This window comes from Sphingobacterium rhinopitheci, from assembly GCF_022627575.1.
In the GTDB taxonomy this organism is placed as follows: domain Bacteria; phylum Bacteroidota; class Bacteroidia; order Sphingobacteriales; family Sphingobacteriaceae; genus Sphingobacterium; species Sphingobacterium rhinopitheci.
On the sequence record NZ_JADEYQ010000038.1, the window covers coordinates 1 to 12,079 of the forward strand.

The 12,079-nt window shown below is 32.5% G+C and carries 11 protein-coding genes and 2 pseudogenes; 5 read left to right on the plus strand and 8 right to left on the minus strand.

Annotation, left to right across the window (positions count from 1 at the left end; genetic code table 11):
• A partial coding sequence (locus tag IP023_RS15275) for an IS3 family transposase (RefSeq protein WP_241791276.1) occupies positions 1-230 on the plus strand: 230 nt, incomplete at its 5' end.
• A 165-nt stretch (positions 231-395) separates the two neighbouring features.
• Here the strand turns inward: IP023_RS15275 and IP023_RS15280 are convergent.
• Positions 396-1,157 (minus strand): aspartate-alanine antiporter-like transporter, encoded by a 762-nt coding sequence (locus IP023_RS15280; protein WP_241791277.1) that lies wholly within the window; start codon positions 1,155-1,157, stop codon positions 396-398.
• A 249-nt stretch (positions 1,158-1,406) separates the two neighbouring features.
• Between IP023_RS15280 and IP023_RS15285 the strand changes: the two genes are divergently transcribed.
• Positions 1,407-1,817: a response regulator gene (locus IP023_RS15285; protein WP_241791278.1), complete on the plus strand. Its 411-nt coding sequence runs from the start codon at positions 1,407-1,409 to the stop codon at positions 1,815-1,817.
• A 157-nt stretch (positions 1,818-1,974) separates the two neighbouring features.
• Here the strand turns inward: IP023_RS15285 and IP023_RS15290 are convergent, their stop codons facing one another.
• From IP023_RS15290 to IP023_RS15315, 7 genes and pseudogenes are all read right to left on the minus strand, one after another.
• Positions 1,975-2,952: a linear amide C-N hydrolase gene (locus tag IP023_RS15290; RefSeq protein ID WP_241791279.1), complete on the minus strand. Its 978-nt coding sequence runs from the start codon at positions 2,950-2,952 to the stop codon at positions 1,975-1,977.
• 298 nt (positions 2,953-3,250) lie between these two features.
• Positions 3,251-3,388: pseudogene (locus IP023_RS16025) on the minus strand (IS256 family transposase); the annotation flags it as partial.
• 162 nt (positions 3,389-3,550) lie between these two features.
• Entirely contained in the window at positions 3,551-4,048 is a 498-nt protein-coding gene (locus tag IP023_RS15295; protein ID WP_241791280.1) for a hypothetical protein, read from the minus strand.
• 180 nt (positions 4,049-4,228) lie between these two features.
• Entirely contained in the window at positions 4,229-5,956 is a 1,728-nt protein-coding gene (locus IP023_RS15300) for a fimbrillin family protein (RefSeq protein WP_241791281.1), read from the minus strand.
• 39 nt (positions 5,957-5,995) lie between these two features.
• Positions 5,996-8,071, minus strand: a complete 2,076-nt coding sequence (locus tag IP023_RS15305; protein ID WP_241791282.1) for a hypothetical protein — start codon at positions 8,069-8,071, stop codon at positions 5,996-5,998.
• Positions 8,072-8,089: 18 nt separating this feature from the next.
• Positions 8,090-9,961, minus strand: coding sequence for a hypothetical protein (locus IP023_RS15310; RefSeq protein ID WP_241791283.1), 1,872 nt, complete (start codon positions 9,959-9,961; stop codon positions 8,090-8,092).
• 20 nt (positions 9,962-9,981) lie between these two features.
• Entirely contained in the window at positions 9,982-10,134 is a 153-nt protein-coding gene (locus tag IP023_RS15315) for a hypothetical protein (RefSeq protein WP_241791284.1), read from the minus strand.
• 275 nt (positions 10,135-10,409) lie between these two features.
• Between IP023_RS15315 and IP023_RS15320 the strand changes: the two are divergent.
• From IP023_RS15320 to IP023_RS15330, 3 genes and pseudogenes are all read left to right on the plus strand, one after another.
• Positions 10,410-10,864, plus strand: a pseudogene (locus IP023_RS15320) (transposase).
• Positions 10,865-11,007: 143 nt separating this feature from the next.
• On the plus strand, positions 11,008-11,490 hold the full coding sequence (locus tag IP023_RS15325) for a cupin domain-containing protein (protein ID WP_241791285.1): 483 nt from the start codon (positions 11,008-11,010) through the stop codon (positions 11,488-11,490).
• A 72-nt stretch (positions 11,491-11,562) separates the two neighbouring features.
• Positions 11,563-11,988, plus strand: a complete 426-nt coding sequence (locus IP023_RS15330; protein WP_241791286.1) for a hypothetical protein — start codon at positions 11,563-11,565, stop codon at positions 11,986-11,988.
• Positions 11,989-12,079: the final 91 nt, after the last annotated feature.

The window sequence follows — 12,079 nt, forward strand, 5'->3', positions numbered from 1 at the left end:
TAGTCAAACTCAATCATTTTTATCATCCCGAGCAGCTCATCGAAGCTTTAACAGAATTTGTAGACAATTATAATAATAAACGTTATCATGAATCACTGAAAAATTTAACACCAGCTGATGTCTATTTAGGTAGAACAGATCAAATTCTAAGAAAAAGACAACAAGTGAAAATCAATTCAATTAACCTGAGAAGGCAATTGTATAATCAACAAAAATTACTAAATTTATAACAACAATCTCCTTAAGGAGAGAGACCTAAGTGTCCAAATTAGTTTGATGACGTACAATTCTATATTATAATATAAAGTAATAAAGGGGACAACATGTCCCCTTTATCTAATAATTCAATAAGGATTATATATACATAAGATCCAATTTTATTAATAAAATATAAATTACTGCATTAAAAGAACGATGACGACGCCCCAAATAATCAGTAATGTATTACCTACAGCATAAGTTATAGTATAAGATAAAGCAGGTACTTTGCTGTCTAATACATCTTCAATTTCTCCCAAACCAGCTGTTGTGGTACGAGATCCAGCACAAGCACCTAATGTAATAGCAGGATGAAATTTAAAAACATATTTACCTAATAATAAACCTATTACCATTGGTATAACACTCACTAAAATGCCTGCTATAAATAAAGATAGTCCAGAATCTCTTAAACCCTGAATAAAATGTGGTCCAGCAGAAATACCAACAATTGCGATAAAAACATTTAAACCTAAATTATTCATTAACCAAATTGCCGGTTCTGGAATTGCACCAAAAGTAGGTTTTCGAGAACGTAACCAGCCAAAGACAATACCCATAATTAATGCACCACCACTTGTACTTAAGCTTACAGGGACATTACCAAATTTAAGAGATAGAGAACCTAGTATGCCTCCTAAGAAAATACCAAAACCTACATACAATAAATCGGTAACGACGGTAGGTCTTTCTGCATATCCAATGTGTTTAACGAATCTCTCCACATCGGCTTTTCGACCCTCTAGTTCAATAAGGTCACCAGCTAAAATTTCCACATCATTTAATAAAGGGAGATTAACAGTTCCTCTTTGAATTTTTCGAATAATAATACCATGTCGTTCTTTGCTGGCATTAAGACTTCCTAGTGTTTTACCAATAATTTCCTGATTACTAACCAAGACTTTTAATATCTCCACTCTAAAGCCTAATAATTCAATATCAGCTTGTTCTTTACCAATTAAAGATTCATCTGTACGTAATCAATCTAAACTAGACATTTAAGTATACTTTCATAAGGAGATCAGTGTCTTAAAAAAGGTTCTGATAGACTAAAGTTGATTGAAAACTGATTAGTCTATGACTAAACCAATTTTATAATTACACTTTTAATTTATAGATTAGTCTAATTATACTCTATTTATTGACTAATGAATGTAGATCTATTATTAATTGAAGACAATGCTCTTATTAGCTTTACATTAAAAAAACTAACTGAGAAATTCAACAAGAATATATCCCTTAGAATATTTAATGATGGTGAAAAAGTTTTAAATTATATTTTAAAGCTTGAATCCACTAATTTACCTAAATTAATCTTGTTAGATATAAATATCCCTATAATTAATAGTTGGCAGCTATTGGATAAATTAGAAAGTTTTAATCACTCAATATTAAGTGTTCCATTTTTTATTACTAGCTCTTCAGAAAACATTATTGATATTGAGCAATCTAGAAAGCGTCAATATATCAAGGGATATCTAAAAAAGCCATTGAATAAAGAGCAATATTTCGCCTTGCTTGAAGAGTACTTGAAAATTGAAAATGTGATTTATAAGTAGATACAAGTTATTCTACGTCATTAAACGAAATTAGACATTTAGATTTACTTCCTTAAGGAAATATTAGTCTCAGAAAAAGTTCAATAATGATGGGTGGCTCATTGTTATATTTTCGTAAATGCTATATTATAGCAGATAATCGTTAAAAAATGATTGGTTATTTGATATTTAGAAATTCAAAAGGTACAGATTCTATAAATTTGACAGAAGTTTCACCGGCATAGATCTCATCTTTCTCTAACTCAAGTTTTCTTACCTTTCCATTAAAGTCTAAATTTTTAAAATCTACCCATATAGTATTAGGGCTTAAAGCATCTTCAAAATAATATGTTAAATTCTTTTGATCAGATACTGTTCTCCATCTTGTGGTCGATAAATTGGGGTATCCATCTATAGAAATTCCATAAGGAACAGAACACTGCCTTATAACGCTAAAAACACTAGCAATAGCTATTCGTTTATCTTCAGTTTGTGGAACTGCTGTTATATAAAAAGAAGCTCTTACAAAACGATCTGGTGCACGATTTGTGCCCGGCAAGAATACTTTACCCGGTATATCTTTCCAGTATTCATTGATAGCTAATTGACTTTCATAGATCGGGTCATTAGTCATCACTGTATATGAAGGATCGTGGTGAATTGTTAATTTTCCATTTATATATTCGAAAATTGCATTATCGCCTAGTGTGTCTGATATAGAAAGATGAACATTGACAAATCTATCCGTATTTGGAATATTATCTGAGACTATGGTAAATTTTTCTGTTTTTAATTCTTCTACAGCTTCGGAAACTGTAGCAAAATTATCTAAAACATATTGTGCCCAATATGAAACTACTAAATAACTACTATCAGTATTTTGATGAATATCTGAATATTGTGTACTTGTCAACCACAAAAGGTTCGCGACCAATCCTTTTTCATTCATCCCATCAGATGTTGCCATACCATAAGAACTAGTTACTACACTGCCGTATTTGGACTTCCAAGAAGTTTTATTATCTCGATAGATACTCATTCTTTCAATTCCTCGAGGAAAGATCCATAAATCTGCAGGTATTTCCATTGCAAAATCCATGCTTCTAGCTGTTATGACAGTATTATTGGGTCCTTTGTAAACAACTCTAGTGCACATAATAATAAATTTACTTTTGATTAATATAAATTATTGTAAATAACATTCATGAGTATATAAATGTTTTTATTTTTTCATCAGAACTTGTAAGTAATAAAAGTAAATTAGACATTTAGGTCTACTTCATTATGGAGAGGTCGATGATGGATTTGATACTTAAGAGTGGAGATATCTTATGGTAGATTATGTATTTTAGAGAAGTAATATCTTGAAAGATATTACTTCTCTAAAATTGTTTATAATGATGGATAGTTCATTCGTTTTTCGTAATTGCATAAATGCTATATTATAGCAAATAGTCATTAAAAAATGATACTAAAACCTTCATTAAAGGTGCCAAAATGCCGTCATTCGGAGATAAACTCTTGCCGTTCTAAAGACCTTGAATAGCTTCCGCTTTGAAGCGATCAAAGTCAAATGGGGTATCGTCTTTCATGACCATGTCCTTTGAATTAATAAATATATAAAATCTTATTAAATTATTCCGCTGACAAAGTTCACGTTACAGTCTCCAATTAAACAATAAAGAACAGTATCTTAAAAAAAGCCTTGAATCAGTGATAGATTCAAGGCTTTTTTAACTATTGTAATTCTATTATTATTTAGAATTGTTGCTAACAGACTTCTTATTTTTTCCTTTATTATCAGTTTTTTTACCACCTTGGTTTTGTTCTTTATTACCTTTTCCTTTGTTTGAGCCTTTATCCTGCTTATCAGACATTAATTTTTGTTGTTCTGTAGTCAATATCTTATTTAATTGTTCTCTAGAGGCTTTTTTAGCTTCCTCACGAGAATTTTGATCTTTATTCCCTGAGTTTATCTGTTCTTTTTTAGTCTTAGCATTATTTAAGTATAAAGCATATACTTGCTCACGTTGTTTATCCGAAAGCTTAACTTGTTTATCTAAATTTTCAGTACGATATTTTGCAATTTCTTCAGGATTTTTTTTACTCATATCTTGCTTGCCCTTGCCTCTATTCCCATTATGATATCCCTCTTTAATCTCTTTTGTTGTCGTTGGTTTAGGAGATTCTTGTGCTAAGGTTGTAAAACTAATTCCTGATAATAATACTGCTAATGATAATATCTTTTTCATCTTTATTTCTTTTAATTTGTAAACTATTCAATGTTTGTTAATTATAGAGCATTAAAACAATCAAAAGGTTAAATTTCAAATTGTTAATTCTTTGTTAAAAGTACTCTACGTTACTTTTCTACAGAAAAAGTAACGTAGAGTACTAGGATCATACCAGGTAGTCTCTTTTAATATTATCATCTATATTCCAATACATCGTATTGCAAAAGCTCTTAGGGTGTTACCACTAGTATTCGGAAGTTGGTCATCACTATGTATTATAGCATTACTAGAAGTGCTTGTGGGCGTCCACTCAAAAACCTTTATTGAGGGATAAGTTTTATTCTCATTATTATAATAACTGGTATATAAATTGACCTTATCAACATATCTAATATAGACCACCATATCATAATCTAAATTATTTGACGACCTATATATATTTCCCAATCCTTGGTAAGGAAGTGTGAGGAATACATTTTTATTTCTTTTGCTTGTCATTTTTGAAGCTCCCATTTTATCAATCTCTGTTAGAGTTGCCGTATGTAATGTTGCATCTACAAGGTCTAAGAATTCAGGAGCTGTTGGAACTCTAAATCCATCAGGGCAAGGATCCTGCAGACCTTTAGTAGGATTTAATTCTTTCTCTTCCGCTGTACCTAATGTTGCATTCCAAGATTCTGCATCCATATTATTTGTAGAGAACCAGTTTAAAGGGTTATTCCCTTGAGGATCACCATAGTCGATTAAATCATCTGGATAGACACAAACTATATTACGTCCCCATTGATAAATGTTTCCTCGGGTACTTTCGGCACCCACAACATCTGCACTTTGAGTGTAGTCTGCTCCTAGATTATGTCTCTTCCATATTTTACCATTAATACGAACAGCAGTATTGTCAATAATAGCATCTTCAGGAGTAATCTTTAGTCTCAATGTATAACTATATCCAGCTAGAATCTCCATGTTTTCAAACAGATTAATATCATTTGCTTCAATGTTATTAATAGTTATATCTGAAATCAGAAAGGTGTTAGAAAATCCACTCTGAGCACTTACAATCAATGGTGTACTGACAACTATTTCTTGGTTTAATGTTGGAAATATAACAGCGTTGGAGTTTGTGGGACCAGACTGCGTAATCTGCATGTTAGATAACTTAAGAGAGTTAGTACGGTATCCTGAACTAAATGTGGAGTTTACATCGGTTATACCATAGCCGGAATCAGTTGCATCTATCATTACAGTTATCCTTGAAAAGGCATGAGAAAAATTTATATCTAGATCATTGACTGAACTTTGATCTAAAGTCTTAGTAACGCTGTAATACATTAAGTCTTGCATTACTTGAGTTGAAGGTATCACAGTAGCTGTATTCAATGTTGCTTTATTACTTACCGTAGGCAAGCTAGTTGAGTTTAGTGATACCGCTACAAATGTATATGTCGATCCTGAATTAAGTAATAGTTTCTGATTATCCAAAGTCCCTACAGTATAATTTTGTTCGACAACAAGATCACCAGACTCATTGTATACCAGCAGCTTATACATCACTCCATTTATCACCGGTGAAATAGAAGCAACATTGGCTTTTTTTACTATTGAATTTTCCATATTGACTGAAGGTACCGGATCTGGTATCAATTCTGATACTATGATATAATCCTTGTTCAATGATATCGTATTACGTTGTATGCCGTCATTGTACAGACTGGTATTTGAGTGTTCTGTAGAAGATCGCTTTCTAGAGTCCATACTAGGATTAGCAAAGGATGAACTAACACTTTTAATTTTCACGAGAATATTGATATCGCTGTCAGACAAATTATGTTTGCTACAGCTCTGTTGTGTAACTAAAAATAATAATAACACGAGGAAACCAAAATTATGGGCATTCCAGTATTTAAAAAAAGAATAGATCATCATATAATTCTGTTTTTTTTATATAAATTAATTTAAGCACACTTACTCCCAAATATAGGAGTTGTCTTTACCCTCTTCTTGCCAATTTTCTGTTATTCTGTCTTTGTTTATTCCGGATATTTCAGCTTGGTATATCGCCCATGCCATCAAATTAGCAAATAATGGTGCATTGTATACCATGGAATTAGGAGTATACCCTACACCGAAAGCATCCCAGCCATATCGTCTGGGCATAGGGTAATCATTATAATTTCGAGTTGGGTCAGCTGTGTTCGGATAATTTGGTAGAAAAACAGTTGCAAATGGCACTTTTATTGGGTTATCGCCTCCTGCCCATCCTCCATATATTAGATCCGGACGTGTAGATAAGAAAGAACTATTGCCTATATAGAATAACTTCTTGCTATTATGTTTAAACATAACCTGGCCTGTTGGGGCGAACTGAGTAACATTATCGGGTTGTGGGTTGCAATATACGGTTGCTTGATTTGTAGCTGTTCCTATGGGTAGATTTTCTGCAACAAGCACATTGTGCGTGTCTGTTCCCCAAAACTGGTTACTAAGATTCCCGAAAGGGCCATATATAATTCTATCATTTACAATTCCTTCGTGATCTAACCTGAATAATGATCCACCTCCGTAAAAAGGAGATACACTCATTATGATGTTAGTTACGTCAAATGCGGCATTGATAAATTTTTGATATGCTAATAATTCAGCAGAGAAACCTGTAGCATTATCTACAAACATCATTACTACACCTCCATGATTTAGATAGGTATTTAGTGCCGTGACATCGGCATCCGTCATTGTGTAAAATAGTGACATGATTACGATATCTGGTTTTGTTGTCTCCTCTAAGGCCGCCTTAAGACCACTATTAAGCACTGTCTGATGGGTATATCCATGAGTGCTTACTATGCTATTGGGTAATGCTCCATAGTTGAGTTCTTGTTTCAGCATACTGTGTGGAGGTAAATTTTGTCCAGCTGTATTAGATCCCGGTTGTGCCGCAAAAGAAAAATTTAGATTGGAGTTATTACCATCCCCCGTAACATGTAGAATTTTTTTTGTTGGTATTGTATACTTGAAGTTTAAACTTGCTACGTGCGATTTGGCTATTTGCGGAGCGTTAAAGCTAAATGTTACTTGTTTTGGGGGATCTGTTGCTGTATGTAGTTCTTTGACAGAATTATCATGATGCATTGAACTTAATTTGTTAATGTTTAATTGTAATGATTCGATATTATTAATAGGGTCTGCCGTATAAATACGTGCTTGGTATATTTGGGGATTACCCACTGTTGTAAAATTAGTTTCATCTAGTAGGGGTGAGGTATATGGAATAATATCAGAAATATCCCCTGTTAAAATGTTTATCTTCCCTGTGTTAAAATAATCTACTTCTGCAAACTCTACTTCAATATCTGTAATTGTACCTAATAGTTCTTGCGTATTTATCTCTACTATTACTTCTGCAACTTTATGTTCAAAGTTAATGCTTAATGGAATTGTTGCTCCTGAAGCAAGTATTGGCCCATCTGATGAAGCCCATATAAACTCTTTGTCTGCAGCTGTACGGATCGTAGGTATGTTATTTTCCATGACTGGTTCCTCGACATTCCCAGCAGTATTATAAGAGTATGCATACCATCTATACTCATCTCCTGCTGTAACTGGGATCTCTAAATTACGACTTGCATCAGTTTCTATATTTTTTTCTAAAATATTTGTTGTTATATTATATAATAAAATACGGTATCGCATATAAGGATACACTATAGTAGTAGAAGCCGTTTTTTTAGTTATTTTATTTATAGCACTATTAGGTTGTATACCTGGTGCTATATTCTCTTCTTTAGATCCATATATTATATTTATGGCACTTGATATAGGAGTAATAGAATAAGAATTATTATTATTATTATTATTCAAAGGATTGGTACTAGCTAATTTGTTATTAGGAGAGTTATTAAGACTAGCAACGCTGAATATAAATTTTGAATCAGTTGTTTCATTTAAAACTGGATTTTTTTCTTTTTTACAAGCAGAAATAGCGAATAATAAGCATATCAATAGGGAACTATACAAAAGTCTAAAATATGTGTGTTTTTTCATAATAATATCAAATTTAGTTTAAAAACCTACGGTTCCAGTATTAGTATCTACTACCCTGTCATTTAGTGTAATTGTGCTTGTAGGTATAGCGATACATCTGAGTGTGTGTGCTGAAGTAGCTATACCCTGAGGGTCAATAGTGAAAATTGTCCCGGTTAAGGCTGTATTTGTTCTCATAAAAGCTTGAGCCTTTATATAGTTAAATGGAACCGGTCCATTAACAGTTTCAGATACAAGATTAATTATCTCATAAGTAATATCTTTTAACAATGACCATGTGCCTTTTTCAGTTATATTGTAAGGCTTTGAATATGCCGTGGGCCAACCATTATATGCTGCTACAAATCCTTGAAAAGGAAGAGTTAGTATAATTGACTTTTTTCTCTTGCTCGCTATTTGCGCAGCACTATTTACTAAGCCATTTGGAAATACTATACCGTGGTCACCTATATTTTGTAAAAATACTGTTGAACTCATCAAAGCATTATATTCCGCACTAGTTGGTAGTCTAAAGCCTGTGGGACAGGGATCATTAGGACCTTTACCTGTAGGTGTGGGGCGGATCCAGCCTAAAACCACATTATTATAATCAACATCTTTTGCTATAGTAGTACTCCATCTCCCTGGTATTACGTCTGCAGGAACCCTGTAAAAAGCATTCGCTACAGGTAATGCTGCCCCCCATTGATAATAATCTCCGAGTATCCCTTGACTATCATCAGTTGGTAGAGTTGTGTCATCTGGATCTAAATTATAGTTAGCACCTACATTATATCGCATCCATAGTTGACCATTTATTCTAGCTACTTTTATTCCATTTATCTCCGTGTATCCATCAGTTGGTACTATACGAACTGACAAGTTATATTTATATCCACGAGTAAGGGGAACACCACCGGTAGTAAATGGCTTAATAACTCTCGGGTTATCTATACTTCCTATTCTAATTCTTGAAATTTCTAGTAGATTTTCTCCTGATTGTGTATTAATGATTACAGAGTTAGATGTAGCAATAGAGTTTTCAACACCATTAAATGGCTCATATGTGAAATCTGTAAAACTCTGACTACCTGAACTCTCTCGAACAACATAGGAGTTGTCTGCATTAAACCTGACTTCTACCGAATTTGTTGTTGTGACAAGTTGAGCAGTAATACTACTTGTAGCAACGGTTGAAATTTCATACCCAGTATCACTAACATCGATAGTTGTCTGCAATAAGTTATATTGATGCTTTAATACAATTCCAAGGTTTTGTGTTTCTTGGGCATCTGTTACTAACTGTTTTCTATAAAACAATAAATCTTGATTTCCTACCCCCAATATATATGTATTAGACAAAGTAGAAGTACTTGTCAGACTGCTTAAAGTTGGGTTTTGGCTTGCCTCCAAGTAGAGTAGATTGTTTAAATCATCTAAACTTGTTGTATTTAATGAATATGCGATAAATGTATACGATGTATTGCTTGCTAGAATTAATGATTCTGTAGTACTTTCACTCCCTCGGGTATAGTTTCGTTTTGCGACAAAGTTTCCAGAATTATCAAAAACCAATAAACTGTAAACACTATTTGCACTTAAATTTTCTGCTTTGTTTGCATTACTCACTAATAATTTTGAGCTAGCTTTATTCGTTATTTTATCATTATATGGTTTTAATTCAGCAATTACTATATAGTCCTCATTAAAATCTACAGTACTACTTTGAGTTGGTTCGTATGAATAATTCGAAGCCATTTTCCCATTAATTAAATCATTAGCGAAATCTTCTGAAGTAGCTTGTACTTTAAGTGATATTTCACCATTGCTAGTTTTTTCTGTATTACTATCTTTGGAACAAGAAATAAATAGACATAAGCTAAGCAATAATATCTTAATTGATATATTCATAATCTGTTTTTTTTAAATATTTACCATGCTGAGTCCTCTGGATTAGAGTTTATATCCCCACCTTCACTCCAATTCGTTATTTCAATTTCTTGGCTATCATTTACTGGGATAACTGATGTTGCACCTATACTAGACTCTAGATGTATTATTTCAATTATGACTTTTGGCCTCACATATATTTTTTTCATAAATAGTTACAATAAGTACGATATATGTAACAATATTTAAATGAAAATGTTTTCATTAATAGGGCATTTAATTAATCCATAATAAACAAGCAGTGTTTTTATTGTTATTAAATTTACTATAAAACTAATAAGTTTCAACTTGCAAAGAGATGTAGAGTCGATTAAAAATGTTTTTTTTAGAGGACACTATCTCACTAAGTGTATAAGTATAAAATTCTGTTAGGGCTAATCTTAACGGAATTTTTAATATTTAGACAGTTATGCACACAAAAGATTTATTTCCTGATGATTTCTTCAAACAGTTTAAAACTGGTGATGATCTTCAAAATTTCCTCAAAGATCTCCAAAAGCGAAGGATCGAAAAGATGCTCGAAGGTGAGTTAGATGCACACCTAGATTACGAGAAACACAATCCTCGCAAGGAGGAAAATACACGCAACGGCTATTCTACTAAAAGGATAAAAACGAGCTACGGTGAAGACCAAATAAAGATTCCAGAGATCGTTACGCTAGTTTTAATCCGATGATCATCCCCAAGCGCAAGAGCATGGTTGAAGGTATTGAAAACGTAATCGTTTCACTTTATGCCAAAGGGATGTCAGTTTCAGATATCGAAGAGCAAATTAGAGATGTTTACGAATTTGACGTTTCGCAATCCACTATATCTCGAATAACTAATGTGATTGTACGTCATCAAGCTAAATTGGACATTTAGTTCTACTTTACTAAGGAGAAATGTGTCTCACAAAATGTTAGTTAGATTGGATGTTATATACGATTTTATTATATTTAAAATATATCCTAATGAGGATCAATTCAATAAAACAAAGCTACAATCTGATTAAATAATTAAAACTTATGTCCCGATTGATTTATTTAACTATTTTATTCTTAGGAATAATTACGACTAATGTAATCGCCCAAGATCAGTCTATTTTTACGTTAGGAGAAAAGGCTAAAAATGTAAATCATACAGGTGATGTTTGGTTACGTGAATTAAATTCAGCTAATGATACTACAATTAACTCACAAATATCTGTAGCTGTATTTGCACCAAATGCCAAGCTAAATTGGCATAAGCATTCTGCAGGGCAGATATTATTGATTACCGATGGTATAGGTTACTATCAAGAAAAAGATAAGTCCGTACAAATTGTCAAAAAAGGAGACGTAGTTAGATGTTTGCCAGGAGTAGAACATTGGCATGGTTCTACTCCTAACATAGGGGTAACTTATGTAGCCATCTCTCCAAAAAGTACAACGACTTGGTTACATCCAGTTAACGATGTAGAATATCAAAATATAGAGAAATCCTTAGCAAACCTTAAGTCATCAAAGTAAATATTTAGGTCACTCGCTTAAAGCGATATTAGTCTCAAAAAAGGTAAGTTATAAACTTAATATACTATAATTATGAAAAGAGAATATCTAGAGTGGTGTAGAAAACACAATTTCCATACTATTTATCACTTGTGTCCTATTATAGGCAATGATGAAACAACGGAAGATTATTCATTTTTGAATGTTAATGAAATTTTGGAGTGGGAGAGCTCAAGATTAGAGAATATAGAGAAAATATATTTTACAGGAGACTTAGACTCACAAAAAACGGCTATATTATCTAGTTTTATTAATTCCTATGGCTTTTTCAAAGTAAATGGAGTAAGAATTCCATACTACTGTGATAGTATATATGATTATATACAAAATGTTATATCTATCTGCTTTTTGCATCATGGAGATAAGTTTTTAAGTATAAAAAAAATAATCGATTGTGTTTTTAAATACGATTCTAGGGAGGTGTGTTTTGACCCCTATAAAACAAGAGTAATCTTTTAAATTTCGCTTGTTAAATTTATGCTACCAAATCCTTCTTTAGGATCAGGTGTTTATCTTTGTTCCATTTCTCCATTGGCGTAATTTTACCTAA

Excerpts from the sequence above, each read along its gene's own strand:
- IP023_RS15285 (WP_241791278.1), top strand. The coding sequence starts at position 1,407 with ATGAATGTAGATCTATTATTAATTGAAGACAATGCTCTTATTAGCTTT.
- IP023_RS15290 (WP_241791279.1), bottom strand. The coding sequence starts at position 2,952 with ATGTGCACTAGAGTTGTTTACAAAGGACCCAATAATACTGTCATAACA.
- IP023_RS15295 (WP_241791280.1), bottom strand. The coding sequence starts at position 4,048 with ATGAAAAAGATATTATCATTAGCAGTATTATTATCAGGAATTAGTTTT.
- IP023_RS15300 (WP_241791281.1), bottom strand. The coding sequence starts at position 5,956 with ATGATGATCTATTCTTTTTTTAAATACTGGAATGCCCATAATTTTGGT.
- IP023_RS15305 (WP_241791282.1), bottom strand. The coding sequence starts at position 8,071 with ATGAAAAAACACACATATTTTAGACTTTTGTATAGTTCCCTATTGATA.
- IP023_RS15310 (WP_241791283.1), bottom strand. The coding sequence starts at position 9,961 with ATGAATATATCAATTAAGATATTATTGCTTAGCTTATGTCTATTTATT.
- IP023_RS15325 (WP_241791285.1), top strand. The coding sequence starts at position 11,008 with ATGTCCCGATTGATTTATTTAACTATTTTATTCTTAGGAATAATTACG.
- IP023_RS15330 (WP_241791286.1), top strand. The coding sequence starts at position 11,563 with ATGAAAAGAGAATATCTAGAGTGGTGTAGAAAACACAATTTCCATACT.